Genomic DNA, 25,617 nt, shown 5'->3' with positions numbered 1-25,617 from the left:
CGGGAGATGAAGATGCTTCGACCGATCGTTCTGGTTCTCACCTCCTGGGCCTGCTTCGCCGTCGCAGCCGGGGCGGCCGATCCGCCTCTCGCGCCGGCGCCGGCCGTGGCTGAGACGATCGATACCAACCGCAGCTACCTGGTGTTCTTCGACTTCGACAGCTCGAATCTGACCCCGGAAGCCAAGCAGGTCGTGGCCTCGGCTGCGGCCAGTGCGCTGCAGGGTGAGACCACCCGCATCGACGTCACCGGTCACACCGACCGTTCGGGCTCGGTCCAGTACAACCAGGCCCTCTCGGTTCGTCGTGGCGAATCGGTCCGTCGCGAACTGATTGCGGACGGCGTTGCCGACAGCCTGATCGCGGTCAAGGGCGTCGGCGAATCCGATCCGCTCGTCCCGACCGCCGACGGCGTCCGCGAGCCGCAGAACCGCCGCGTCGAGATCGTCCTGTCACCGACCGGGCCGGCGGCCGAGCAGAGTCCCGGGATGAGGGGGATCTGGGGCGCCATCGCCTATTCGGTGGCGGACCAGAAGCGAGGCTTCTTCTGGGGCGCCGACAAGCCGGATGAGGCACAGGAGATCGCCCTGCGGCACTGCGTGCACCGGGGCGGCCAGGATTGCCGGGTCGTGTCGTTGTTCCGCAATCACCGGCACTGGACCGATGACGACAAGAGCGGCTTCCCCTACGAGCACTGCGCCGCCCTGTCGGTCGGGAAGTCTCCCGCCGCCGGCCGGTCGGCCCCCTGGGGCGCCGCTTCGGCCGAGACCCGCCGCGAGGCCGAGGAGAAGGCCACCGCGATCTGCGGCGGCGATGCCAATGAGTGCCGGATCCCCGAATGGGTCTGCACCTGAGCCGGCGCGTGGCCGGAAAGACCAGCGATTAACCCGTCAGACAGCCGAGATTCTTTGATGCTCCCCGTTTCCGCCCTGCAGTCGATGAACGTGCTTCTGGCGACGCCGTGCTACATCTCGGCCGTCTCGATGAACTACGTGACCAGCCTGTTCGAGTTCACCCATGAGGCGATCCGGCTGGGACTGAGCTCGTCCCTGCACATGCGCTCGGAGAGCCTGGTCACTCGGGGCCGGAACGAGATCGTCAAGTTCTTCCTGATGAACGAGCAGTACACGCATCTGTTCTGGATCGACTCCGACATCGTCTTCAAGCCGGCGGACGCGATCCGCCTGCTGCTCTCGGACCATGATGTCGCTGCCGGGGTCTACCCGATCAAGCGCTTCAACTGGCCGCAGCAGGGCCTGCCTGCCGGCACGACGAAGGAGGCGTTCGAAACGCTCTACACCGACTACCCGTTCAACCCGGTCGGCCTCGGCTCCGAACCGCTGGCCAAGTTCGTCGGCGAGGAGGGCTTCGTCGAGGTGGCCGAGGCGCCGACCGGGTTCATGGTGATCAAGCGGCATGTGTTCAGCCGGCTGATGCAGCACTATCCGCAGCTCAACTACGTGCCCGACGGGCCGCCGAACAATCCGGAGGCGCCGTTCTACTGGCTGTTCTTCGACTGCATGGTGGACCCCGACACCAACCGCTACCTGTCGGAGGACTACGCCTTCTGCCGCCGCTGGCGGGATATCGGCGGCAAGGTCCATGCCGATCTCAAATCCGACCTCGGGCATCTCGGCCAGCACATGTTCCGCGGCAATTTCGCCGAAAGCATCAGGCTGCGGGCCTATGATCCGGGACACCGGAAATGACGCGAGGGCCGAGGTCCAGAGATCTCCCGGGCGGGAAACAGGCAATTCGGCGCATGTCCGCTTCGCAGATGCCGACGCGTTGACCGCTGTCCGGCGTGGACGCAGTCGGCTCAACCACGATCCTGACATCGGACGCGCGCCCCGACACAAGATGGCATATGATGCAGCCCGAGAGGGTCGCAATGCCGTCGAGCTTCAACGTCAATCGCGCAGCCGGCTACGAGCAGTTGATGGGGCGCTGGAGCCAGAAACTCGCGCCTTTGCTGATCCAATTTGCGGGCATCGATGACGGCGAACGGATCCTCGACGTCGGCTGTGGCACGGGCAGCTTGACCTTTGCGCTTCCACAGGCTGCAGACGTGAGGGAGGTCGTCGCGATCGACTATTCGCCCGTCTTCGTTGAGGAGACGAGACGTCGCAACCACGACAGGCGGATCGCTGTTCGGGAGGCGGATGCCTGCGCACTTCCCTTTCAGGACGGCTATTTTGACCGCGCTCTGTCGCTTCTCGTTCTTCACTTTGTAACCGATGCCGCAAAAGCGGTCTCCGAGATGCGCCGCGTGGTTCGTCCGGGCGGTGTCATAGCCGCCGCAGTCTGGGATCATCTCGGCGGGCTGCCTTCGATGCGAATGATGTGGGACACGGTGGCCGCATCGGGTGGTGCCGCGCGTGAGGCGCGCAGCCGATACCTGTTCCAACCGATGATGCGCCCGGACGAGATGAAGCAATGCTTCATCGAGCAGGGGCTGGCGGAGGTGGAGCAGACCTCGCTTGTGATCCGGATGGACTACCGGTCGTTTGATGACTATTGGGAACCGATCGCCGCGGGCGAAGGGCCGCTCGGCAAATATGTGTCGGCGCTCGGCCCGGCCGAGCGCGCCGAGACCGACGCCGCGGTCAGGGCCGCCTATGAGGGCGGCGAGCCTGATGGACCCCGGTCGTTCGCCGCGGTCGCATGGGCATGTCGCGGTGTCCGTCCATTCCCCTGAGGCGCGGTCAGAGCGCCGACGGAAAACCTGGACGGCATGCGGGCGCTTTGCCGATCCACTTCGTGGAGGTCGGGCCGACGGAATTCGAATCAGGGGGGCCGAAACCGAAGCTCCTCCAGACGCTTGTCGCATCCGGAAGAAGCTATGGAGTGGAAACGGCGACGGACGGAGGTCGCGGTTTCAATCTGAAATGGCTCCCTGGACTGGACTCGAACCAGTGACCCGCTGATTAACAGTCAGCTGCTCTACCAACTGAGCTACCAGGGAACACGAGCACCGGATCGCTCCGGGCTGTTGGTGGCGCGGCTTATAGCAACCTCGCCCCGCGCTGCCAAGCCTCACTTGCATCCCAGCGGCACTTTTTGGAGATGCTGTCCCGGCCGGCATTTTTGGTGAGCCGTTTGGAGGCGCGAGCCGGAATCGAACCGGCGTGCACGGATTTGCAGTCCGCTGCTTGACCACTCAGCCATCGCGCCTCGACGGCGGCCCCCGTATATCGTCCGCCGAGAAGCAGGGTCAAGGAGGAACGCGTGGATCTTTCGATCCGGTTCGCGCGGGCGATTGGGCCGCGTGGCATCAGACCGATTGTGTTGCGGGCGCGAAGGCCGATATAACCGCTGCGTTTGAGCGCGCAGCGGCCGCCCGGCCGCTGCGCCTCGCCGTTCTCAGATGCGGAATCCCATGGTCGACTACGCAGCCGCCCGCCTGAACATGGTCGAAGGGCAGATCAAGCCCAACAAGGTCATCGATCAAGCCCTGATCGACGCGATGATGGCCGTCCCGCGCGAACGCTTCGTGCCGGCCGACCGGCGCGGCGTCGCCTATGTCGACGAGGATGTGGCGATCGGCAGCCGTCGGGTGCTGATGGAGCCGCGGGTCCTCGGGCGGCTGTTGAACGACGCCCGGATCACGCCGGTCAGCCGGGTGCTGATCGTCGGCGCCGGCACCGGCTACAGCTCCGCGATCGTCGCCCGCCTCGCCGCCAAGGTGGTGGCGCTGGAGGAGGACAAGGCGCTGCTCGGCACCGCGCGTGGGGCGCTGTCGGAGCTGGGCATTCGGAGTGTCGCGCTGGCTGAAGGGCCGCTGGCGGAGGGTTGGCCGGCCGAAGGGCCCTACGACGTCATCCTGATCGACGGCGAGGTGGCGGAAGTGCCGGCGGCGCTGATCGCGCAGCTGGCGCCCGGCGGCCGCCTGCTCACGGTGGTGGATGACGGCAATGGCGTCGGCCGTGCTATGCTGGTCAGCGCGGTCGATGGAGTCGCGTCGCAGCGCCCGCTGTTCGACGCGACGACGGCGATGCTGCCCGGCTTCGAGCGCAAGCCGGCTTTCCAGTTCTGAGTGCGACGGGGCATCGGGTGCAGCAGTTCGAGATCGACGTGACGACCCTGTCGGATTGGCGGCGCGACGGCACCGGGCATGTGCTGGTCGATGTGCGCGAGCCGCAGGAGTTGGCGGTGTGCCGGATCGAGGGTTCGCTCGACATACCGATGGGCGAGATCCCGGGCCGGCTGGAGGAGATTCCGGGCGATCGCCCGGTGGTCGTCATGTGTCACCACGGGGGGCGCAGCGCGCAGGTGGTGCGATGGCTTTCGGCGAGGGGCATGGACAACGTGGTCAATCTGCGCGGGGGCATCGATGCCTGGGCGTGCGAGATCGATCCAACCATGGGACGGTATTGACGATGACACGATTTGGACGGTTCGGGCTCTCCACCGCGGTCCTGGCCGCGGCGCTGATGCTGGGCACCGCCCCGGCCTCGGCCCAGTCGATGGCCGAGGCCCTGGCCTCGGCCTACTCCACCAACCCGGATCTGGCCGCCGACATCGCCAATCTGAAGGCGGTCAATGAAGGCGTCGCCCAGGCCCTGTCCGGCTACCGGCCGCAGGTCAGCGCCACCGCCAGCATCCAGAGCCAGTTCACCAACACTCAGACTGATGGGAACGCAGGCGGCACTCCCCTCAACAACGGCGGCAGAGACAGCGAGTGGCACGAGGTCAACCCGGCCACGATCGGCATCACCGTCACGCAGGACATCTATGACGGCGGCCAGACTCCGGCCGCCGTCAATCGGGCCGAGAACACGGTGATGGCGACGCGTGCGGTCGTCCAGACCACCGAGCAGACGGTGCTGCTGGACGCCGCGACGTCCTATGCCGACGTGGTCCAGAACCAGTCGGCCCTCGACGTGCAGCGCAACAACGAGGCGGTGCTGCGCCGGCAGCTGCAGGCGACCCAGGACCGGTTCAATGTCGGCGAGGTGACCCGCACCGACGTCAGCCAGGCCGAGGCCAGCCTGGCCAGCGCCGTTGCCGGCCGGGTGGAGGCGGAGGGCACGCTGCGCGCCAGCCGCGCCACCTTCGAGCGCTTCATCGGCCAGCCGCCGGGGACGCTGGAGACGCCGACGGTGCCGGCGGGGCTGCCGACCTCGATGCAGGACGCGATCCAGAAGGCCCAGGCGAACTATCCGGGCATCGTCGCGGCGGTGTTCACCGAGCGCGCCGCGGCCGACAACATCGACCTGCAATTCGGCGCGCTGCTGCCGCAGCTGACGGTGCAGGCCCGGCTCCAGCGGCAGTATTCAACGGTCTCGCACCCGAAGACGACGATGGGGACGAACGCATTCGGGCAAGAGGTGCCGGAAAGCGGCGGGGCGCAGTCGCGCGTCGATTCGGCCTCGATCGTGGCCCAGCTGACCATCCCGCTATACTCGCAGGGCAATCAGGAATCGCTGGTGCGCCAGGCCCGCTACACCCATGGCCAGCGCCGGATCGAGATCGAAACACAGCGCCGCACCGCGATCCAGGGCGCGGTCCAGGCCTGGCAGGCGCTGGTGACGGCGCGGGCGGCGATCAAGTCGTTCCAGGCCGCGGTCAGGGCCGAGGAGCTGGCGGTGGAAGGCCTGCAGCAGGAAGCGCAGGTCGGGTCGCGCACCGTGCTCGACGTGCTGACCGAGCAGCAGAACCTGCTCAACGCCCAGCTCAGCCTGGTGCAGGCGCGGCGCAACGAGGTGGTCGCCGGCTACCAGCTGCGGAATGCCACCGGTACCCTGACCGCGCAGGACATGGGGCTGGCGGTCAGGGTCTACGATCCGGAGCCGGACTATCAGAAGACCCGCGCCCGCTGGTTCGGGACGTCGGTCGACGAGTGAAGACTGCTTCTCCCGGCGTGGGGAAGGCTGCGCGTCCTGTCGTTGCCGGGCCTGACCCGGCAATCCGGAGGTGTCGACAGTCTCCGGATGCCCGGCCCTGATCCGGGCATGACATTTGCTGGAAGTGAAAGACGACCGAGAGGATGAGCGAGACGCGGGCACAGCAGGAGCCGTCGATGGAGGAGATTCTGGCCTCCATCCGGCGCATGATCACCGAGGACGATCCGGCGCGCGGCCGGGCCGTCCCGATCGATGCTGCGCGGGCCCAGCCGTCCGCCGCGCCGGCCGATGACGACGTGCTGGAGCTGACCGAGGCGCTGGACGATCCGCGGCCGGCCGCGTCTCCGCCCCCTGTCGAGGCGCCGCCTGCCGCGGCTCCGGCTGCGGAGGACGACTCCGTGGTGTCGCCGGCCAGCGCCAACGCCGCGCTCGCGGCCCTGGCCCGGCTGAACGCCGCGGCGCCGCCGCCGGCGGCGGTGCACAAGAGCCAGACGGTGGACGATCTGGTGCGCGAACTGCTGCGGCCGATGCTGAAGGAATGGCTCGACGCCAACCTGCCTCGGCTGGTCGAGCAGGCGGTCGAGCGGGAGGTATCCCGCATCGCCAACGGCGCCGTACGGCGCTGACCCGCCGCTCCGCTTCACCGCTCCATCGTCAAGAATTCAAGAATACGGAAGGTTCAGCCATGCTGGACAAGACTTACGGGCCGCGCGAGGTCGAGGCCAAGCTTTATCCCGAGTGGGAACAGAGCGGCGCCTTCGCCAACAACGCCCAGTCGAACGCGGCGCCCTTCACCATCATGATGCCGCCGCCGAACGTGACCGGCAGCCTGCACATCGGCCATGCCTTCAACATGACCCTGCAGGACGTGCTGACCCGGTTCAACCGGCGGCGCGGCCGCGACGCGCTGTGGCAGCCCGGCACCGACCATGCCGGCATCGCCACCCAGATGGTGGTCGAGCGCGAGCTGGCGAAGGAAGGCATCAAGCGCCAGGATCTCGGCCGCGACGGCTTCCTGGAGAAGGTCTGGGAGTGGAAGGCGCAGTCCGGCGGCACCATCACCAGCCAGCTCCGCCGCCTCGGCGCCACCCCGAACTGGGAGCGCGAGCGCTTCACCATGGATGAGGGCCTGTCCCGCGCCGTGGTCAAGGTGTTCGTGCAGCTGCATCGCGAGGGCCTGATCTATCGCGACAAGCGGCTGGTGAACTGGGACCCGAAGCTGCGCACCTCGGTCTCCGACCTCGAGGTCGAGCAGAAGGAGACCAAGGGTCATCTCTGGCACTTCCGCTATCCGATCGAAGGCGAGGAGGGCCGCTTTATCGTCGTGGCCACGACCCGGCCGGAGACGATGCTGGGCGACACCGCCGTCGCCGTGCATCCGGATGACGAGCGCTATAGGGACCTGGTCGGCAAGCACGCCATCCTGCCGCTGGTCGGCCGCCGCATCCCGATCGTGGCCGACGCGTATTCCGACCCCGAGAAGGGCTCGGGCGCGGTCAAGATCACCCCGGCGCACGACTTCAACGATTTTGAGGTCGGCCGCCGTCACAACCTGCCGCTGATCAATATCCTCGACGAGGAGGCGCGGCTGAACGACCAGGTGCCGGAGGCCTATCGCGGCCTCGACCGGTACGAGGCGCGCAAGCGCGTGGTCGCCGATCTCGAGGCGCTGGGCCTGGTCGAGAAGATCGAGGACCATGCCCACACGGTGCCCTACGGCGACCGCGGCGGCGTGCCGATCGAGCCGTTCCTGACCGAGCAGTGGTACCTGAAGGCCGAGGTGCTGGCGAAGCCGGCGATCGAATCGGTGGAGCAGGGCCGCACCGTGCTGCTGCCGAAGATGGCGGAGAGCATCTTCTTCGAGTGGATGCGCAACATCCAGCCCTGGTGCATCAGCCGGCAGCTGTGGTGGGGCCACCAGATCCCGGCCTGGTACGGGCCGGACGGCACGATCTTCGTCGATGAGAGCGAGGCCGAGGCCAAGGCGGCGGCCGAGACCCATTACGGCGAGCCGGTCGAGCTGCGGCGCGAGACCGACGTGCTCGACACTTGGTTCTCCTCCGCTTTGTGGCCGTTCTCGACCCTGGGCTGGCCGGACCAGACGCCGGAGCTGCACCGCTACTACCCCGGCGACGTGCTGGTCACCGGCTTCGACATCATCTTCTTCTGGGTCGCCCGGATGATGATGATGGGCATCCATTTCATGGGCGAGGTGCCGTTCCGCACCGTGTACTTCCACTCCCTGGTCCGCGACGAGAAGGGCCAGAAGATGTCGAAGTCCAAGGGCAACGTCATCGACCCGCTGGAGCTGGTCGACCGCTATGGCGCCGACGCGCTGCGCATGACCATGGTGTCGCTGGCCGCCGGCCGCGACATCAAGCTCGGGCCGCAGCAGGTCGAGGGCTACCGCAACTTCGCGACCAAGCTGTGGAACGCCGCCCGCTTCTGCGAGATGAACGAGTGCCGGCCGGTGCCCGGCTACGACCCGGCGGCGAACACGCTGACGCTGAACCGCTGGATTGTCGGCGAGGTGGCGAAGACGGCGGAGAAGACGGCCGCGGCGCTGGAAGGTTTCCGCTTCAGCGAGACGGCGCAGGTGCTGTACCAGTTCACCTGGGCCGGCTTCTGCGACTGGTACCTGGAATTCGCCAAGCCGGTGTTCTCGGGCACGGACGAGGCTGCGAAGGCCGAGACCCGCGCCACCACTGCCTGGGCGCTGGAGCAGGTCCTGAACCTGCTCAACCCGATCATGCCGTTCGAGACCGAGGAGCTGTGGCGGCACCTGGCGGATCGCGGCGACGCCACGCTGGTGACCCAGCCCTGGCCGGAGTATCCGGCCGGCTTGGTCGACCCGCAGGCGGCGGCCGAGATGGACTGGGTGATCCGCCTGATCTCGGCGGTCCGCACCATCCGGTCGGAGATGAACGTGCCGCCCGCGGCCGAGCTGGCGGCGACGCTGCGCGACGCCTCGGCGGAGACCCGGCGCCGGCTCGACACCCATGGTGCGCTGATCCGCCGCCTGGCCCGGCTGTCCTCGATCGAGCCGTCGGAGGCGGTGCCGGCGAAGGGCGCCGCCCAGGCCGTGATCGACGAGGCGACGCTGGTGCTGCCCCTGGCCGGGATCATCGATCTCGATAAGGAGCGGGCGCGGCTGACCAAGGAGATCGAGAAGAACGCCTCCGAGGTCGAGAAGATCGACCGCAAGCTCGGCAATGCCCAGTTCCTTGAAAAGGCGCCGGACGAGGTGGTCGAGGAGCAGCGCGAGCGCCGCGCCGAGGGCCAGGCCGTGATCGAGAAGCTGCGCCAGGCCCTGGCCCGGGTGGCGGGCTGACCGGCGACACGACGCCGCCATAGCCGCGGGTTGATATTGCAGCGGCCGTTCGGGAGTGATCCTGGGCGGCCGCGCTGCTGTGTGCTTCTCCGGACAGAGGCAGGGAACCGGCCGCGGATGGCGGCTCGTTGACCCGATGAGCGGGCCCGCAGGGACGCCCCACGGGGCATCGTTCGACCCGCTGCCAATCTGCTACCGGCCGAGGGAGAGCCTTATGAGAATTGCCGAAGTGATGACCAGCGACGTCGCCGTGGTGCGGCCGCGGGACAGCGTCCGCCATGCGGCGCAGAGGATGGATGAGTTGAACGTCGGGTCGCTGCCGGTGTGCGACGGGAAGCGGCTGGTCGGCGTGATCACCGACCGCGACATCACCGTCCGCGTCACCGCTGCGGGGCTCGACCCCGAGGACACGGAGGTTTCGAACGCCATGTCCCAGGATGTGCGCTGGTGCTGGGCGGATGACGACGTCGAAGAGGTGTCGGAGCTGATGGGCGAGGCCCAGATCCGCCGCGTTCCCGTGATCAACGCCGACAAGCAGCTGGTCGGCATGGTCTCGCTCGGCGACCTGTCGACCAAGCACGCGCCGGGCGCCGCGGAGACGCTGGAGGAAGTGTCGACCCCATCCGCGCCGGACCGGAGCGGGAAGGGGAACTGAGGCCGATCGGCCTCGATCCTGATCGTCGCCCGACCGATCTGATCAAGTCTTGACAGAAAAAGTTGTCAAGGCTGGAATGGGCGCATGCTGGATGTGGATGTCATCGACGATCCGGCGGCCGCCATGGCCGCGCTCGAGCCGGTTCGCAGCCGATTGCTGGCGGAGCTGGCCGAGCCGGCCTCGGCCGCCGGGCTCGCCGCGCGGCTCGGGATCCCGCGACAGAAGGTGAGCTACCACCTGCGCGCGCTCGAGACGCACCGGCTGGTCCGCGAGGCGGAGACGCGGCGCTGGGGCGGGCTGACCGAGCGGCTCTACGTCGCCACCGCCACCTCCTACATCGTCTCGCCCCAGGCGCTCGGGCCGGTCGCCGCCGATCCCGCGCGCGCCTCCGACCGGCTGTCGGCCAGCTATCTGATTGCGCTGGCCGCCCGCGTCGTTCGGGAGGTCAGCGGTCTGTGGCGGGCCGCCATCCGCGCCGAGAAGCGGCTGGCCACCCTGTCGATCGACACCGAGATCCGCTTCGCGTCGCCCACCGACCGGGCCGCCTTCACCCAGGAGCTGACGGCGTCGATCGCCGCCCTGGCGGCGCGCTACCACAACGCGTCGGCGCCGGGGGGGCGGGACCACCGCCTGGTCCTGATGGCCTATCCCAAGCCCGCCGACCTATCGGGAGAGGAGCAGACATGCCACTGAAGACCGACGCGACGCGACGCTGGGTCGAGCTCGACGTGCTGCTGCCGGGCACGCCGGAGCAGGTGTGGCAGGCGATCGCCACCGGTCCGGGCCTCAGCGCCTGGTTCACCGCCACCTCGGTCGAGGAGCGGGTCGGCGGCGCCATCCGCTTCGAGTTCGGCGAGGGCATGGCCTCCGCCGGCACCGTCACGGCCTGGGAGCCGCCCTTTCGCTTCGCCTATGAGGAGACGGGCTGGAACGGCGAGGCGCCGCCGGTGGCGACGGAATGCGTCATCACCAGCCGGTCCGGCGACGCCTGCGTGCTGCGGCTGGTCCACACCCTGTTCACCACCGACGGCAGCTGGGACGACGAGCTGGAAGGCTTCGAAGCCGGCTGGCCGGGCTTCTTCGTCATTCTGCAGCTGTATCTGAAGCGATTTGCCGGGATGCCGGCGGCGCCGGCCCGGGCCATGGCCATGCATCCCGGCCCCGACCTCGCGGCCTGGATCGACCTGGGGCGCCGGTTCGGCTTCGCCGGCGTCAATGTCGGCGAGCGGTGGAGCGCGCCGGCCGACGTCCCGGCGCTGGCCGGAACAGTGGAGCGGGTGCAGCAGGATGCCAAGTCGCGCGAGGTGACGGTGGCGCTGGACCGGCCGGGGCCCGGCATCGCCCTGATCGGGATCCATGGCTGGCAAGACCGGGCCCGGGTGGCGGCGAGCGTGTTCTTCTACGGCGACCGCGCCGCCGACACCGCCGCCCGGTTCGAGGCCGAGCTGCGCCGCTGGGTCCACGAGACCTATCCGGACCAGGAAGGGGAATAGCGATGCCTGTGAAGAAGGACGAGACCGGACGGCGATACGTCGAGGTCGAGACCGAGGTGCCGGGCACGCCGGAGGAAGTGTGGCAGGCGATCGCCACCGGCCCCGGCGTGACCTCCTGGTTCGTGCCGACCCGGATGGAGGAGCGGGTGGGCGGCACGGTCACCGCCAATTTCGGCCCGGGGATGGATTCGCTCGCGACCATCGCCGTCTGGGATCCGCCGCACCGCTTCACCGCCGACAGCCGCGACGACATGGGGCCGGGCAGCCCGGCTATCGCCACCGAATGGACCGTCGAGGCGAAGTCCGGCGGCACCTGTGTCGTCCGGGTGGTGCATGCCTGGTTCGCCGACAGTGACGACTGGGACGCGCAGTTCGGTGCGTTCGAGAGCGGCTGGCCGGCCTTCTTCCGCATCCTGCGGCTGTATCTCGCCCATTTCCGCGGCCAGAGCGGCGTCAATCTCCAGCTGATGGGGGTGGCGTCGGAGCCGATGGCCGGGGAGGCCTGGGCGGCGCTGGCCGGGCGGCTTGGCATCGCCGGCGCCGGGCCGGGGCAGCGGGTGCAAGCGGCGGCCGAGGCGCCGGCCCTGGCCGGGCAGGTAGAGCGCGTCGGCCCGGACGATCATCCGGAGCTGCTGCTGCGGCTCGACGCGCCGGCCCCTGGCATCGCCCATCTTTTCGCCTTGCCGATGGGCGGGCAGGTCTATCTGCCGGTCCGGCTGTACCTGTTCGGCGACCACCCGGCGGCCATCGCCGCGCGGGAGGAGCCGGTGTGGCAGGCCTGGATGGCCCGCCACTTCCCGATGCCGGCCCAGCCGGGCTAGCTGAATTGCCGATGTAGCGAAGCCTCAGACCTGCCGCATGCCACCGTCGACGCAAAGCTCGACGCCGGCGATGAAGCTCGACTCGGCGCTCAACAGGAAGAGCGTCGCCGCTGCCACCTCAGCAGGCTGCGCCATACGGCCAAGCGGAATCGATGCGATCACCGCCGCACGCATCTCATCAGGAACTCTTGCCATCATCTCGGTGTCCGTCGGCCCTGGAGCGACGACATTCACGCGGATGCCACGCGGTGCGAGCTCGGCCGTCCAGGTTCGGGCATAGGAGCGCAGGGCGGCCTTGGTCGCGCCGTAGGTGCCATAGGAGGGAAAGCCGGCCGCCCCTGCGATCGACCCGACGAGTACGACCGAGCTACCATCGGCCAAGGCGCCGAGCGCCGCTTTCAGCCCGAAAACCGGACCACGGACATTGACCGCGAAAAGACGGTCGAAATGGTCCGGCGTCTTGTCGGTCAGGAGCGCCGGCTCGGCCATGCCGGCATTCAGCACCAGCGCGTCGATGCGGCCGCAAGCTTCCTTCACGGATGTCACGACTCGCGTCAGATCCTCCGGCGCGCTTGCATCTGCAACAAGACCGCGCGCACCGCCACCGATCTTCGAGGCTGCTGCCTCAACCTCATTGGGGGCTCGACCGGTGAGAAAGACGGTGGCTCCCTCCTCCGACAGCCGCTCGGCAATAGCAAAGCCGATCCCCTTTGCGCCGCCAACCACGAGCGCCACCTTGTCCAGCATCCGAGCCATCGTAAGTCCTTCAACTGAGTGATGGCGTTCCATATATACGGCGTATATCTGATATCAAGAACGCACCTAGAGTAGCCTAGATATGGTGGACGATACCGACCTCGCGCTGCTGTCAGATCGGGTGCTCTCCGATATGGCGCGCATACGCCCCGTGCTCGATAAGATCGCCGACAAGTGGACGATCATGATCCTGACGGTGATCTGTCCCAAGCCGTCACGCTTCAACGAGATCAAGCGGCGGCTGGACGGGATCACGCATAAGGCGCTCGCCGATGCCCTGAAGCGCTTGGAACGCAATGGTCTGGTGACACGGACCGTGCTGCCGACAACGCCGATCGGTGTCGAATATGCCATAACCCCGCTCGGGCACTCGCTGCGCGAACCGTTCGAGGCTCTGTGTGCTTGGGCACTGCAATATGGTGACGCGATCGAGGAGGCTCGGGTTGTCAGCGAGCGCGCGAGGGCGGAGAATTAAGCCTCGCTGAACGATGGCTGACGGAGGCGTCGGTCTTCGGTGTTGGTGGCGGGCTTCGGCGATTCCCGCCACCAACACAGGGCGTCTCAGCCCGCGCGCCTCAGCCGGCCTCGCGCTCCAGCAAAGCGCGCTTGCGGGCCACGCCCCAGCGATAGCCGGACAGGTCGCCATCGGAGCGGACCACGCGGTGGCAGGGGATGGCCACCGCCAGATCGTTGGCGGCACAGGCCTGGGCCACCGCGCGCACCGCCTTCGGGCGGTCGATCCGCCGGGCGATCTCGGCATAGCTGGCGGTGCTGCCGGCCGGGATGCTGCGCAGCGCCTGCCACACCTTCTGCTGGAAGGCGGTGCCGCGGATGTCGAGCGGCAGGTCCAGCATCGCCTCTCCATTGGCCGCCGACGGCGCCTCGACGAAACCGACCACCCGGGCCACCAACTGCTCGAATTCGGCATCGCCGCCGACCAGCCGGGCCTTGGGGAAGCGGTCCTGCAGATCCTCCAGCAGCGCCTGCGGGTCGTCGCCGAACTGGATGGCGACGATGCCCTTGCCGGTCGCCGCGACCAGGATGGCGCCGAGATGAGATTGCCCGACGGCGAAGCGGATCTCCGCCCCGGTGCCGCCGTCGCGGAAGGCGGTCGGGGTCATGCCCAGCCGCTGCGGCGCCGCGGCGTAGAAGCGGCCGTTGGAGTTGAAGCCGGCGCCGTAGATCGCCTCGGTCACCGTCTCAGTCTGCTCCAGCTCGTCGCGCATCCGGTCGGCGCGGTGGGCGTCGGCATAGGCCTTGGGGGTGACGCCGGCGACCGACTTGAACATGCGGTGGAAATGGAATCGGCTCAGCCCGGCCGCCTCGGCCAGCTCGTCCAGGCTCGGCATCTCCTCGGCCGTCTCGATCTTGCGGCAGGCCGCGATCACCAGGGCGGTCTGGCGCTCGGCCAGCGACAGCTCGGTCGGCTTGCAGCGCCGGCAGGCGCGGAAACCGGCGCGCTCGGCCGCGGCGGCGTCGGCGTGGAAGCTGGCATTCTCGCGCCGCGGATGCCGCGAGGCGCAGTTCGGCCGGCAGTAGATCCCGGTGGTGCGCACGGCGAAGACGAAGGCGCCGTCGGCGGCGCGGTCGCGGCGCAGCACGGCAGCCCAGCGGGCCTCGTCATTGACGAAGACCGGGGCGGGGACGGGGGCCGGAGGGATGAAACCCATGATGCGCTCCTGTTCGACGGTGGGATCGACAGGTCCCGCTGATATGGGGATGCCGATCGTTCTGTCGAAGATGGCGGGCCACGGGCCCGCCGGCACTCCGACCCTTGCTCTCAAATTCCAGGCCTCGCAGCGACCCGGTTCTTGCGATCCCGGGCTTGCGCCATGGGCTTGCGACCGAATTCGGTGGCAACAAGCGGAGCGCGGGGCAGGGGCGACGCGGGGATGCTGGGGCTCCCGCCGCCACCCGCGAGCTCCCAATGTCCGCCGTCGCCCCGCTTCCCGCGCCGTTCCGCCGTCTGGCCTGGTCCAATCTGGCCGCGCAGTCGGCGGAGCAGATCGGCCTCGCCGCCGCGCCGATCGTCGCCGTGCTCGCCCTCGGCGCCGGGGCCGGCGGCACCGGCCTGCTGCAGACCGTGCAGACGCTGCCCTTCCTGCTGCTGTCGCTGCCGGCCGGGCTGCTGGCCGACCGGTCGTCGCGCCGCCGGATGATGGCGGCGGCGGAAGCGCTGCGGGCAGTCTCGCTCTTCGCCGTGCTGCTGCTGTTCGCTACCGGCAGCCTCAGCCTCGGCCTGCTGGCGGCGCTCGGTTTCCTCGGCGCGGCCGGCACCGTGGCCTACAGCGTGGCGGCGCCGTCGCTGATACCGGACCTGGTGCCGCGGGCGGCGCTGCCGGCCGCGAACGGGCGGATCGAGCTGGCGCGCAGCGCCGCCTTCGCCGCCGGCCCGGCGGTCGCCGGCGCCCTGGTGGCCTGGACCGGCGCCGGTCTGGCCTTCGCCGCCGCCGCGGCCCTGTCGGTGCTGGCCGTGATCCTGCTGGCCGGCATCCACGAGCCGCAGCGGCCGGCGGCGCCGGGCCGCCATGTGTTGCAGGACCTGCGCGAGGGGGCTTCTTTCGTCCTCACCCATCCGCTGCTGCGGCCGGTGCTGCTGACCGCGGTGTTCTTCAATCTCGGCTGGTTCGTGCTGCAGGCGATCTATGTGCCCTACGCGGTCGACCATCTCGGCCTCGGCGCCTCCTCGGTTGGCGCCACGCTGGCGGTGTACGGCATCGGCATGGTGCTGGCCGCGCTGGCGGCGCCGCGGATCGCCCGTCACATCCCGGTCGGGCCGATGCTGCTGGTCGGGCCGTTCTCGGGCCTGGCCGGGGCGCTGCTGATGCTGCTGACCGTCTGGCTGCCCTTCGCCCCGATCGCCGGGCTGGCTTTTTTCCTGTTCGGCGCCGGCCCGGTGCTGTGGGTGATCTCTTCGACCACCCTGCGCCAGGCGGTGACGCCGCCGGCGATGCTGGGCCGGGTCTCCGCGATCATCACCATGGCCACTTTCGGCGCCCGTCCGATCGGCGCCGCCATCGGCGGACTGATCGGCGACAGCCGCGGCGCCGCCGCCTGCCTTGCGGTCGCCGTGATCGGCTTCGTCATCCAGGCCCTGGTGATCGCCGGGTCGCCGGTGCCGCGCCTCGCCGCCCTGCCGGCGGCATAAAGGCTCAGCGCGATCGGTCGAGCCGTCCCGCTACCAGGGCCGCCGCCCCGAAGGCGGCGCCGATCAGGCAGATCAGCGGCCACCCCCCGGCCGCCCAGGCGAGGCCGGCGGCGGCCGATCCGACCGCGCCGCCCAGGAAGAACAGGCCGACGAACAGCCCGTTCAGCCGGCCGCGCGCCTCCGGCCGCAGCAGGTTGATGGCGCGGCGGCCCAGCGTCTGGTCGCCGGTGACGCCGATGTCCAGCACCACTGCGGCCAAGCCCATGGGGACCAGCGGCAGGAGCCTCCCGCCAGACGGCGCCGCGCCGGCCCAGGCGGCCAGGGCGAAGCCGCCGATCACGGCGAGATGCGAGGCCAGGCTCGCCGGCCGGGTCCAGCCGCGGTCGCCGGCCCGGCCGGCCAGCGGCGTCACCGCGGCCCCGCCGGCGCCGACCAGGGCGAACAGGGCGATGCCGCCCTGGCCCAGCTCGAAGGGCGCCTGCGCCAAGCGCAGCGCCACCGCGGTCCAGAACAGGCTGAAGGCCGCCATCACCAGGCTCGCCGTCAGCGCCCGGCTACGCAGCACCGGCTCCTCGCGTAGCAACTGCCACAGCGAGGCGATCAAGGCCGGATAACCCGTCTCAGCCGCCGGCTGCCGCTGCGGCAGCCGTGCGGCCAGCACCAGGGTCAATAGCGCCATGGCGACGGCACTGGCCAGGTAGAAGCCCCGCCAGCCGGCGCTGCCGGCGATGACGCTGGCCAGCGGACGGGACAGCAGGATGCCGACCATCAGCCCGCCCATGACGTCGCCGATGACGCGGCCGCGCTGCTCCGGCGGCGCCATGGCAGCGGCGATCGGCACCAGGATCTGGATGGCGGAGCAGGCGGCCCCCAGCAGCACCAGCACCGGCAGCAGCGTGGCGGCGGTCGGAGCCAGGGCGGCCAGCCCGGCGCAGGCGGAGGCGCCAGCCAGCATCCGCAGGATCAGGCGGCGGTTCTCAGCCAGATCGGCCAGCGGCACCAGCAGGAACAGCCCGGCGGCATAGCCCAGCAGCGTCGCCGTCGCCACCAGCCCGGCCGCGGCAGCGGAGAGGCCGAGCGACGGGCCGATCAGCCCGACCAGGGTCTGCGGCGCGAACAGGTTGGTGACGATGATGCCGACCGAGGTGCCGAACAGCAGGATCAGCGGGCGGGTGAGGATGGCTTCGGGCTGCGGCAGCACCGTGGCCGGAGAGTCGCTGGTGACCGACATGATCCATTCTGGATGAGGGGTGGGTATATCGACCAACAGCTTTATTCGCATTCCTCAAGATGCTACAATTCAATTGTCTCTATAAAGATTATGCGAAGTCGGTATGAATATTCCGGATCTGGAGGCCTTTGTCGCCGTGGTGGAGACCGGGTCGATCGTCGCGGCCTCGGCCCGGCTTCACCTGACCCAGCCGGGCGTGACGCGGCGGGTGCAGAACCTGGAGGAGCGGCTCGGCGCGGCCTTGCTCGACCGTCAGTCGAAGCCGCTGAAGCCCACCGCCGCGGGACGCCAAGCCTACGAGCAGGGGCGCCGGGTGCTGCGCTCGCTGGAGGATCTGCGTGCTGCCGTGGCGCCCGAGGGCGAGGTCCGCGGCGAGTTCCGGCTGGGCATCATGCCGTATCTGTCCGAAGCGGCGTTGTCGGTGCCGCTCGACCGGTTGCGCGCCGAATTCCCGCAGCTCACCCTCCGCGTCACCTCCGGCTGGTCGGTACGGTTGGTCGACCAGGTGGCGCGCAGCGAGCTCGACGCGGCGGCGGTGTGCCTGCCGGAGGGCGTCAGCCCGCCTGAGGATCTGGTCGGCGAGGATCTCGGTGCCCAGCGCGTGCTGCTGGTGGCGGCGCCGTCGCTCGCCGTGCCGAGGCCGGCCAGTCTGGTCGAGCTGTCGCGCTTCCCCTGGATCATGAACGAGAGCGGCTGCGGTTTCCGCACCTATCTGCGGCAGCGTTTCGAGGCCGAGCGGCTGCCGTTCCAGGTGGCGATCGAGGCGCTGAGCGCCGACTTGCGGATGTCGCTGGTCGCCCGCGGCCTCGGCATCGGTATTCTGACCCCGTCCGCGTTAACCGACAGCCGTTGGCGGGACGCGGTCGAGGTGGTCGAGGCCGTGGATTTCCAGCCGCAGGTCCGGGCCTGGATACTGCACCGGCCGCCTGCGGGACGCTTGGCCCCGCCGATCGCGACGTTCCGCGACGGGCTGGCCGAAGCCCTGAAACTGCCCGGGCCGCTCCTGGCCTGACGGCGCGGAACGGCCCGGAGATCAGCCGGTTACTCCGCCGCCCGGTTGACCGTCGGGGTGATGTCGATCGAGACCGGCTGCGCCGGCAACGGATAGCGGTTCTCGACCGGATCCGACAGGTTCAGCTTCTTGAGGTCGATCCGCATGACCGTCGGATTGTCGTAGGTGCGGAAGTTGAAGACCTTCTCCGTCAGCTCCTTGACCACGACCACCTGGGGGTAGTCGTATTCCGGCGCTTTGCCATCCTGCGTCCGCGAGGCGCTGGAGCCTTTCGGGATGTCGACGGTGTTGAGCAGGTGCAGCGCCAGGTTGCAGGCCTCCTTGCTGTCCTTCGGCGGCTGGGCATGCTCGGCGAAGTGCTTGTTGAAGACGGTGCGGACGAAGCGGGACGGCGGGGTCGAGTCCCCGGGCACTCCCCGCATGCCGCTGCCGTGTCCCGCCTGCGCGAACCGCTTCAGGCCGATCTCGATGGGTTCGGCGTCGACATTGGACAGGCCGACATAGTTCTGGAGGTTGGTGATCTGCCAGGGGAAAGGCGGGTCGTTGGTCACCACGCCGACCGGGTTGTCGTAGACATGGGTCTCGCGATCGGTGAACTCGACGACGATGCTCCGGCCGGCCTCGTCATGGATCGGGAAATGCAGCGGCGATTTCTCATCCAGCACCAGATCCCCCCAGACCTCGATGTCCTTGTTGTGCAGCCTGTGCTTGACCTCGTCGACGGTGGCGCACGTGCCGAGCACCCAGCTGGCGAAGAGTTCGACGACCACGGCCTTGTCGCGACGTACGTCATGCTTGTAGCGCGTGGTGGGCAGCCACAGGGCGCCGATGCTCAGCCCACCTCGTTCATACCGTCGCTGACGATATTCCTGTTGTAGGCGCTGGTGCCGACATAGCCGTACTTGGCGTTCCAGCTATAGCCCTCCTTGCCGTCCGGGGCCGGGCTTTGCTTCAGGGTGCCTTTGCCGCCGACCAGGATTTGGGATTGGAGATCCGTTCCGAACTCCACGCTGCGTCCGTTGACCACGCTGGCATCGCGCGCCAGCAGCAAAAAATCGGTGCACATAATCTGCCTCCTCGCGTGAGGGATCCCGCCCGGAGCCGGCGAAATCGGCCGGCCGGCAATGCTCCGTGCCAGGACGGGACCCGGATGATGCTGGGTTCAAAAGGGCTCGGCGGCGAGGTGTCTGGACCAATCGCCCCTTGCCGTCCGAGCCGAAGCCAGGATGGCATCTGTCCATCCGGAGCGGTAGGTCCAGATGACTGTTATCGTTGAGTCCAGATCTATAAAATCCAATACTATGTTATATATCCTATAATGGAATAAAGACCTGTCTCGGCATGTTCAAAGCCTTCGCCCGGGAATGATCGCAGGACGGGTCTCTTCATGATCCGGTTTTGCCTCGAGACCCGCTCCTATGAGCAGGTCAACCTAGAGGGAGCCGGCGTTGAGCGACAGACAATCGCCAGCTAGCCGGACGAAATCCGACTCGCCCTTGGCACGATGGGCGACTGATAAAGGCCGATGGCCGGTTTTGCGCATCTAGCCCTTCTTGTCGGTCGCGGGCGCCGGTGTCTGGGGGATCTGCGTCTGGCCGGCCTGGATCTGGCTCTGTCCGCCTTTGGCGTCGGCCTGGGCGCTGTAGGGGCAGGCGAAGGCAGGTGACGCGATCAACAGCGCTGCGGCAGCAAGGGCAAGGAGCTTCATGTCGGCCTCCCGTTCCTGCGCCGGAGCGCCGGATCGTGGATCCGGGGTGCGGCGCCATGGCATAAGGCATCGATCCGGATCATCGTACTCGCCTGCGCCGGGTCTGGAAAGCCGCTGTCCGGAGTCGGGCTCAGGCGCGCTGCTTCTGCCGGGCCTGCTGCAGATAGGGCGCCAAGTACTGGCCAGTGTAGCTGCGCTTGGCGCGCACCACATCCTCTGGCGTGCCGGCGGCGATGATCTCGCCGCCGCCGTCGCCGCCTTCGGGGCCGATGTCGACGATCCAGTCGGCGGTCTTGATCACCTCGAGATTGTGCTCGATCACCAGCACCGTGTTGCCCTGGTCGACCAGTTCGTGCAGCACCTCCAGCAGCTTGCGCACATCATCGAAATGCAGGCCGGTGGTCGGCTCGTCGAGGATGTAGACGGTCTTGCCGGTGGCCCGGCGCGACAGCTCCTTGGCCAGCTTCACCCGCTGCGCCTCGCCGCCCGACAGCGTGGTCGCGGCCTGGCCGATCTTGACGTAGTCGAGGCCGACGCGGTGCAGCGTCTCCATCTTGTCGCGGATCGACGGCACGGCTCGGAAGAACTCCGCCCCTTCCTCGACCGTCATGTCCAGCACCTCGGCGATCGACTTGTCGCGGTACAGCACCTCCAGGGTCTCGCGGTTGTAGCGATGGCCCTTGCAGACGTCGCACTGGACATAGACGTCGGGCAGGAAGTGCATCTCGATCTTGATCACGCCGTCGCCCTGGCAGGCTTCGCAGCGGCCGCCCTTGACGTTGAAAGAGAAGCGGCCGGGGCCATAGCCGCGGGCCTTCGCCTCCGGCAGCCCGGCGAACCAGTCGCGGATCGGGGTGAAGGCGCCGGTGTAGGTGGCCGGATTCGAGCGCGGCGTGCGGCCGATCGGCGACTGGTCGATGTCGATGATCTTGTCGAGGAACTGGATGCCCTCGATCGCGTCATGCGGTCCCGGGTGCTCATGCGCGCCCATCAGCTGCCGGGCCAGCGCCTTGTACAGGGTCTCGATCACCAGGGTCGACTTGCCGCCGCCGGACACGCCGGTGATGCAGGTGAAGGTGCCCAGCGGCACCTCCATGGTGACGTTCTTGAGGTTGTTGCCGCGGGCGCCGACCACCTTCAGCACCTGGCCCTTGTGGCCGGGGCGGCGGCTCGCCGGCACCTCGATCCGCTTGGTGCCGGTCAGGTATTGCGCGGTGATGCTGTCGGGCGCCTTCAGCACCTCCTCGGGCGTGCCATGCGCCACCACGACGCCGCCATGCACGCCGGCGCCCGGGCCCATGTCGACCAGGTAGTCGGCGGCGCGGATCGCGTCCTCGTCATGCTCGACCACCAGCACGGTGTTGCCGAGGTCGCGCAGCCGCTTCAGCGTGCCCAGCAGCCGCTCGTTATCGCGCTGGTGCAGCCCGATCGACGGCTCGTCCAGCACGTACAGCACCCCGGTCAGGCCGGATCCGATCTGCGAAGCCAGGCGGATGCGCTGGCTCTCGCCGCCGGACAGCGAGCCGGAGCCGCGCGCGAGGGTGAGGTAGGTGAGGCCGACGGCGCTGAGGAAGGTCAGCCGCTCGTTGATCTCCTTCAGGATGCGGTAGGCGATCTCCTGGTCCTTGACCGACAGCTTGGCGGTCAGCGCCGCGAACCACTGCCCGGCTTCGGCGATCGACTTCTCCGCCACCTGGCTGACATGCAGCCCGTCGATCTTCACCGCCAGCGCCTCGGGCTTGAGGCGGGCGCCGCCGCAGGTCTCGCAGGGACGGGTGCCCTGGTACTTGCCCAGCTCTTCCCGGGTCCAGGCGCTGTCGGTCTCGCGGAACCGGCGCTCCATGTTCGGGATCAGCCCTTCGAACGGCTTCTCGGTCTTGTAGGTGCGCAGCCCGTCATCGTAGCGGAAGGTGATCGACTCCTTGCCGGAGCCGTGCAGGATCGTGTTGCGCACCGCCTCGGGCAGGTCGCGCCAGGGCGTGGTGGTGCTGACGCCGTAATGGCTGGCGATCGCCTCCAGCGTCTGGTGGTAGTATTTCGAGGACGACCCCTCCCACGGCGCTACCGCGCCCTTGGCCAGGGTCCGGCTCTCATCCGGCACCACCAACTCGGGGTCGAACACCAGCTTCGCGCCCAGGCCGTCGCAAGCCGGGCAGGCGCCGTGCGGGCTGTTGAAGGAGAACAGCCGCGGCTCGATCTCCGGGATGGTGAAGCCCGAGACCGGGCAGGCGAATTTCGAGGAGAACAGGGTGCGGTCGCCGCTGTCGGCGTTCTCGGCGATGGCCAGGCCCTCGGCCAGTCCCAGCGCGGTCTCGATCGAATCGGCCAGCCGGTTGCCCAGGTCGTCGCGCACCACCAGCCGGTCGACCACCACCTCGATGTCGTGCTTCAGCTTCTTGTTCAGCGTCGGCACGTCCTCGATCTCGTACAGGGTGCCGTCGACCTTGACGCGCTGAAAGCCCCGAGCCCGCAGCTCCTGCAGCTCCTTCTTGTACTCGCCCTTGCGGCCACGAACGATCGGGGCCAGCAGGTACAGGCGGGTGCCGTCGCCCATCGCCATCACCCGATCGACCATCTGGCTGACCGTCTGGCTTTCGATCGGCAGGCCGGTGGCCGGGGAGTAGGGCACACCGATGCGGGCGAACAGCAGCCGCATGTAATCGTAGATCTCGGTCACCGTGCCGACGGTGGATCGCGGGTTGCGGCTGGTTGTCTTCTGCTCGATCGAGATCGCCGGCGACAGGCCCTCGATCGAATCGACGTCCGGCTTCTGCATCAGCTCGAGGAACTGGCGGGCATAGGCCGACAGGCTCTCGACATAGCGGCGCTGGCCTTCGGCGTAGATGGTGTCGAAGGCGAGCGACGACTTGCCGGAGCCGCTGAGGCCCGTGATCACGATCAGCTGGTCGCGCGGCAGATCGACGTCGACATTCTTCAGATTGTGCTCGCGCGCGCCGCGGACGCTGATGAACTTATGCATCGCCAGGACTACTCTTGCGGGAAAGGCGTCCCCGGCTCCGGGCACACCGATGTGCAATATGGGGCGGGCGAAGCTGGAAAGCGACTCCGGCCCGGCTGCGGATTGCTATGGGCCTGCGCCGAGCTCCGGCCCAGAGCGAGTCCGATGTCGGGAATCGAACATATCGGGAACGTTGCGGTCAAGCGGAAAGCAAGATACGATGCCCGTCCAAGGCCTTCCAGGGGCTAAAGCCCGCGATGCCGCCGGTGTGAGATTCCATGATCTATCGGATTGGCCTGGTCGCTTTTCTTCTGCTGCTGTCGTGGGCCAGCGACTCGACGGCCGCTACGCCCGACTGCAGCGACGCCGGCAGGCGGCTGTGGAGCCGCAGCGATCCGCAGGTCAATCTCAGCCACATCTTCTGCGGCGAGATCGGGCGCAACGGCGACCCCAAGGGATTCCATTCGCGTGCCGCCGGCGTGCCGACCGGCGCGGTCGACCGGGTGGAGGAGACCGCCCATCGCGGCGACATTGTCTACGACGCGACCGTGATCTTCAGCAACGGCCGGCACAAGCGGTCGACCTTCTATCCCGACGACTGCCCGGCCGAGGCGATCCTGCGCTCGGTGCTCTATGCCTGGCGCAACCAGACCGGCGCGCATCCGGCCTGGGGCGTGCTCGGCCCTTCGGCACCGGATGGCGGGAGCCAGGGCGACGGTTATTGCCGCGCCGACCGCGGCCGGCCGTTCGAGATCCGGATCGGCACGGTCCAGCGCCGCGGCCAGGATGCGATCAACACCGCGTTCCCGAACTGAGAGGCCGGCATGAAGGGAAAGCAGAGCACGATCGAGGTCATCCGCGACGCCGAGGGGCGGCCCCGCGTCGTGTCCGGCACCGCGGCGCCGATCCTGGCCGATTTCCTCGAGACCGACCTGCGCGGCGACGCCACCTGGGCGGCGAAGGTGGCGGAGCGCCTGGGCGAGGCCGGGGAGGGGGGAGAGCCGATCACCGGCAACCTCTACGCGCTGGAAATCCGCGGCGCCCAGTCGGTGCTGCGCAACATCCACGACGCCGAGGTGCCGGCGCTGGTGCTGCCGACCCGGGATCTGGCGTCGGCGGTCGGCGCCTGGCTGGCGGCGCTGCGCAAGCCCGGCCGCGCGGCTCGGTCGCGGCGGAAGGAATGAGTCCGGCGGGAGTTCAAACGTGATTGGAATCAGGGAACCATCCGTCTAGGGTCCGCCGCTAACACGTATGGAGTGAGGTCTGGATCATGGCTGGCAGCGTCAACAAGGTCATTCTCATCGGCAATCTCGGCCGCGATCCGGAGATCCGGGCCTTCCAGAATGGCGGGCGCGTGGCGAATTTCTCGATCGCGACGTCGGAGAACTGGAAGGACCGCACCACCGGCGAGCGCAAGGAGCGCACCGAATGGCACCGCGTCGCGGTGTTCAACGACGCGCTGGTCGGGGTGGTCGAGCGGTTCCTGAAGAAGGGCTCGAAGGTCTATATCGAGGGCCAGCTCGAGACCCGGAAATTCAACGACCAGAGCGGCGCCGAGCGCACCATCACCGAGGTGGTGCTGCGTCCGTTCCGCGGCGAGCTGACCATGCTCGACGGCCGTGAGGGCGGTGGCGGCGGTGGTGGCGGTGGCGGCTTCGAGGACGAGGGCGGCGCAGGCGGCGGCTACAGCGGCGGTGGTGGCGGCGGCTACGGCGGCGGGCGGTCCTCCGGCGGCGGCGGCCCGTCGGGCGGTGGCGGCGGCTCCTCCGGCGGTGGCGGCGGACGCGGCCCGATGGCGGACGATCTCGACGACGAGATCCCGTTCTGATCCTTCCGGAGGGATGAAACGAAGCGGGCCGGCTAGTTTACCCAGCCGGCCCGTTTGCATTCAGGCTGCGGCGCTCAGCCGATCGCTTCGATCGGCTCCCGCCGCATATTGTCCGGCGGGGGGCGGCGCATCCCGGGCTGGGCGGCCCAGGACGCGGCGTTGGCGATCACCGTCTGCACCGCGGCATTGTGATAGCTCGGGAAGGTCTCGTGCCCGGGCCGGAAGTAGAAGATCCTGCCATAGCCGCGGCGGTAGCTCAGGCCGCTGCGGAACACCTCGCCGCCCTTGAACCAGCTGACGAAGACCAGCTCGTCCGGCTCGGGCACATCGAAGAACTCGCCATACATCTCCTCCTGCGGCAGCTCGATGTAGCGGTCGAGCCCGGCCGCGATCGGATGCGCCGGGGCGGTGACCCAGATCCGCTCGGTCTCGCCCTCCTTGCCGTGCACCCGCCAGTTGACGCTGCAGCTGGTGCCCATCAGCCGGCGGAAGATCTTCGAGTAGTGGCCGGAATGCAGCACGATCAGGCCCAGCCCACCCATGACGTGGCGGCGCACCCGCTCGACCACGGCGTCCGACACCTCCTCATGCGCCTTGTGGCCCCACCACAGCAGCACGTCGGTGCCGTTCAGCACCTCGTCGGTCAGCCCGTGCTCGGGCTGGTCCAGCGTCGCGGTGGCGACCGGAAAGCCGCGCTGGCGCAGCGGGTCGGCAATGGCCTCGTGAATGCCGTCGGGATAGACCGCCGAGACCTCGGGGTTCTGCAGCTCGTGCCGGTACTCGTTCCAGACCAGCAGGCGGGGAAGGGGCATGTCGCTTGTCTCCGGGATT

26 protein-coding genes and 2 tRNA genes are annotated in these 25,617 nt (G+C 68.7%); 18 read left to right on the top strand and 10 right to left on the bottom strand.

Annotation, left to right across the window (positions count from 1 at the left end):
- The first annotated feature begins 12 nt into the window (after positions 1–12).
- The 3 genes from QFZ27_RS30410 to QFZ27_RS30400 all read left to right on the top strand — a co-directional run bounded on the left by QFZ27_RS30410 (position 13) and on the right by QFZ27_RS30400 (position 2,696).
- On the top strand, positions 13–852 hold the full coding sequence (locus QFZ27_RS30410) for an OmpA family protein (protein ID WP_429230189.1): 840 nt from the start codon (positions 13–15) through the stop codon (positions 850–852).
- Between the two features lie 57 nt (positions 853–909).
- Entirely contained in the window at positions 910–1,707 is a 798-nt protein-coding gene (locus QFZ27_RS30405) for a hypothetical protein (protein WP_429230188.1), read from the top strand.
- Between the two features lie 158 nt (positions 1,708–1,865).
- Positions 1,866–2,696 (top strand): class I SAM-dependent methyltransferase, encoded by an 831-nt coding sequence (locus QFZ27_RS30400; RefSeq protein WP_429230187.1) that lies wholly within the window; start codon positions 1,866–1,868, stop codon positions 2,694–2,696.
- Positions 2,697–2,887: 191 nt separating this feature from the next.
- Here the strand turns inward: QFZ27_RS30400 and QFZ27_RS30395 are convergent.
- Both QFZ27_RS30395 and QFZ27_RS30390 read right to left on the bottom strand, forming a co-directional pair.
- Positions 2,888–2,963 (bottom strand) — tRNA-Asn (locus tag QFZ27_RS30395).
- Between the two features lie 135 nt (positions 2,964–3,098).
- A tRNA-Cys gene (locus QFZ27_RS30390) sits at positions 3,099–3,172 on the bottom strand.
- Between the two features lie 205 nt (positions 3,173–3,377).
- Here QFZ27_RS30390 and QFZ27_RS30385 point away from each other — a divergent pair.
- The 9 genes from QFZ27_RS30385 to QFZ27_RS30345 all read left to right on the top strand — a co-directional run bounded on the left by QFZ27_RS30385 (position 3,378) and on the right by QFZ27_RS30345 (position 12,144).
- Positions 3,378–4,034: a protein-L-isoaspartate O-methyltransferase family protein gene (locus QFZ27_RS30385; RefSeq protein ID WP_429230186.1), complete on the top strand. Its 657-nt coding sequence runs from the start codon at positions 3,378–3,380 to the stop codon at positions 4,032–4,034.
- A 17-nt stretch (positions 4,035–4,051) separates the two neighbouring features.
- Positions 4,052–4,375: a rhodanese-like domain-containing protein gene (locus tag QFZ27_RS30380; RefSeq protein ID WP_429230185.1), complete on the top strand. Its 324-nt coding sequence runs from the start codon at positions 4,052–4,054 to the stop codon at positions 4,373–4,375.
- A gap of 2 nt (positions 4,376–4,377) precedes the next feature.
- A complete protein-coding gene (locus QFZ27_RS30375; RefSeq protein ID WP_429230184.1) occupies positions 4,378–5,844 on the top strand; it encodes a TolC family outer membrane protein in 1,467 nt (488 codons plus the stop codon).
- A 176-nt stretch (positions 5,845–6,020) separates the two neighbouring features.
- Complete coding sequence (locus QFZ27_RS30370) at positions 6,021–6,470, top strand: DUF2497 domain-containing protein (RefSeq protein ID WP_429230183.1); 450 nt, start codon at positions 6,021–6,023, stop codon at positions 6,468–6,470.
- Positions 6,471–6,529: 59 nt separating this feature from the next.
- On the top strand, positions 6,530–9,175 hold the full coding sequence (locus QFZ27_RS30365; RefSeq protein WP_429230182.1) for a valine--tRNA ligase: 2,646 nt from the start codon (positions 6,530–6,532) through the stop codon (positions 9,173–9,175).
- Between the two features lie 214 nt (positions 9,176–9,389).
- Complete coding sequence (locus QFZ27_RS30360; RefSeq protein ID WP_429230181.1) at positions 9,390–9,830, top strand: CBS domain-containing protein; 441 nt, start codon at positions 9,390–9,392, stop codon at positions 9,828–9,830.
- Between the two features lie 84 nt (positions 9,831–9,914).
- Positions 9,915–10,523, top strand: a complete 609-nt coding sequence (locus tag QFZ27_RS30355; protein WP_429230180.1) for a helix-turn-helix domain-containing protein — start codon at positions 9,915–9,917, stop codon at positions 10,521–10,523.
- Entirely contained in the window at positions 10,514–11,323 is an 810-nt protein-coding gene (locus tag QFZ27_RS30350; RefSeq protein ID WP_429230179.1) for an SRPBCC family protein, read from the top strand. The genes QFZ27_RS30355 and QFZ27_RS30350 overlap by 10 nt, the downstream gene beginning before the upstream one ends.
- A 2-nt stretch (positions 11,324–11,325) precedes the next feature.
- Complete coding sequence (locus QFZ27_RS30345; protein WP_429230178.1) at positions 11,326–12,144, top strand: SRPBCC family protein; 819 nt, start codon at positions 11,326–11,328, stop codon at positions 12,142–12,144.
- A 24-nt stretch (positions 12,145–12,168) separates the two neighbouring features.
- Here the strand turns inward: QFZ27_RS30345 and QFZ27_RS30340 are convergent, their stop codons facing one another.
- Positions 12,169–12,891 carry an SDR family NAD(P)-dependent oxidoreductase gene (locus QFZ27_RS30340; RefSeq protein ID WP_429230177.1) on the bottom strand — a complete coding sequence of 241 codons (723 nt, stop codon included), beginning with the start codon at positions 12,889–12,891 and terminating at the stop codon, positions 12,169–12,171.
- 91 nt (positions 12,892–12,982) lie between these two features.
- On the opposite strand from QFZ27_RS30340, the gene QFZ27_RS30335 reads away from it, so the two are divergent.
- Entirely contained in the window at positions 12,983–13,375 is a 393-nt protein-coding gene (locus QFZ27_RS30335; RefSeq protein WP_429230176.1) for a winged helix-turn-helix transcriptional regulator, read from the top strand.
- A 100-nt stretch (positions 13,376–13,475) separates the two neighbouring features.
- Here the strand turns inward: QFZ27_RS30335 and ada are convergent, their stop codons facing one another.
- Positions 13,476–14,570, bottom strand: coding sequence for a bifunctional DNA-binding transcriptional regulator/O6-methylguanine-DNA methyltransferase Ada (gene ada, locus QFZ27_RS30330; protein ID WP_429230175.1), 1,095 nt, complete (start codon positions 14,568–14,570; stop codon positions 13,476–13,478).
- Positions 14,571–14,827: 257 nt separating this feature from the next.
- On the opposite strand from ada, the gene QFZ27_RS30325 reads away from it, so the two are divergent.
- The gene (locus QFZ27_RS30325) at positions 14,828–16,048 is read left to right on the top strand and encodes an MFS transporter (protein WP_429230174.1); all 1,221 of its coding nucleotides are present in this window, start codon (positions 14,828–14,830) and stop codon (positions 16,046–16,048) included.
- Between the two features lie 4 nt (positions 16,049–16,052).
- Here QFZ27_RS30325 and QFZ27_RS30320 read toward each other — a convergent pair whose 3' ends face one another.
- Positions 16,053–17,279 (bottom strand): MFS transporter, encoded by a 1,227-nt coding sequence (locus QFZ27_RS30320; protein ID WP_429230173.1) that lies wholly within the window; start codon positions 17,277–17,279, stop codon positions 16,053–16,055.
- A 103-nt stretch (positions 17,280–17,382) separates the two neighbouring features.
- On the opposite strand from QFZ27_RS30320, the gene QFZ27_RS30315 reads away from it, so the two are divergent.
- Positions 17,383–18,291 (top strand): LysR family transcriptional regulator, encoded by a 909-nt coding sequence (locus tag QFZ27_RS30315; RefSeq protein ID WP_429230172.1) that lies wholly within the window; start codon positions 17,383–17,385, stop codon positions 18,289–18,291.
- 29 nt (positions 18,292–18,320) lie between these two features.
- Here QFZ27_RS30315 and QFZ27_RS30310 read toward each other — a convergent pair whose 3' ends face one another.
- The 4 genes from QFZ27_RS30310 to uvrA all read right to left on the bottom strand — a co-directional run bounded on the left by QFZ27_RS30310 (position 18,321) and on the right by uvrA (position 22,979).
- Entirely contained in the window at positions 18,321–19,106 is a 786-nt protein-coding gene (locus QFZ27_RS30310) for a linear amide C-N hydrolase (protein ID WP_429232513.1), read from the bottom strand.
- A gap of 17 nt (positions 19,107–19,123) precedes the next feature.
- Positions 19,124–19,357, bottom strand: coding sequence for a hypothetical protein (locus QFZ27_RS30305; RefSeq protein WP_429230171.1), 234 nt, complete (start codon positions 19,355–19,357; stop codon positions 19,124–19,126).
- Positions 19,358–19,834: 477 nt separating this feature from the next.
- On the bottom strand, positions 19,835–19,999 hold the full coding sequence (locus tag QFZ27_RS30300) for a hypothetical protein (protein ID WP_429230170.1): 165 nt from the start codon (positions 19,997–19,999) through the stop codon (positions 19,835–19,837).
- A 130-nt stretch (positions 20,000–20,129) separates the two neighbouring features.
- Positions 20,130–22,979: an excinuclease ABC subunit UvrA gene (gene uvrA / locus QFZ27_RS30295; protein ID WP_429230169.1), complete on the bottom strand. Its 2,850-nt coding sequence runs from the start codon at positions 22,977–22,979 to the stop codon at positions 20,130–20,132.
- Positions 22,980–23,236: 257 nt separating this feature from the next.
- On the opposite strand from uvrA, the gene QFZ27_RS30290 reads away from it, so the two are divergent.
- The 3 genes from QFZ27_RS30290 (at position 23,237) to ssb (ending at position 24,786) form a co-directional block, all read left to right on the top strand.
- Positions 23,237–23,773, top strand: coding sequence for an EndoU domain-containing protein (locus tag QFZ27_RS30290; protein WP_429230168.1), 537 nt, complete (start codon positions 23,237–23,239; stop codon positions 23,771–23,773).
- Between the two features lie 9 nt (positions 23,774–23,782).
- Positions 23,783–24,142 (top strand): hypothetical protein, encoded by a 360-nt coding sequence (locus QFZ27_RS30285; RefSeq protein ID WP_429230167.1) that lies wholly within the window; start codon positions 23,783–23,785, stop codon positions 24,140–24,142.
- An 86-nt stretch (positions 24,143–24,228) separates the two neighbouring features.
- Positions 24,229–24,786: a single-stranded DNA-binding protein gene (gene ssb / locus QFZ27_RS30280; protein WP_429230166.1), complete on the top strand. Its 558-nt coding sequence runs from the start codon at positions 24,229–24,231 to the stop codon at positions 24,784–24,786.
- A gap of 74 nt (positions 24,787–24,860) precedes the next feature.
- Here the strand turns inward: ssb and QFZ27_RS30275 are convergent, their stop codons facing one another.
- The gene (locus QFZ27_RS30275; protein WP_429230165.1) at positions 24,861–25,598 is read right to left on the bottom strand and encodes a ThuA domain-containing protein; all 738 of its coding nucleotides are present in this window, start codon (positions 25,596–25,598) and stop codon (positions 24,861–24,863) included.
- Between the last annotated feature and the right edge of the window lie 19 nt (positions 25,599–25,617).

Source organism: Inquilinus ginsengisoli (assembly GCF_050434925.1).
Lineage (GTDB): Bacteria > Pseudomonadota > Alphaproteobacteria > DSM-16000 > Inquilinaceae > Inquilinus > Inquilinus ginsengisoli_B.
This window is presented reverse-complemented; position numbering and strand designations above follow the sequence as displayed.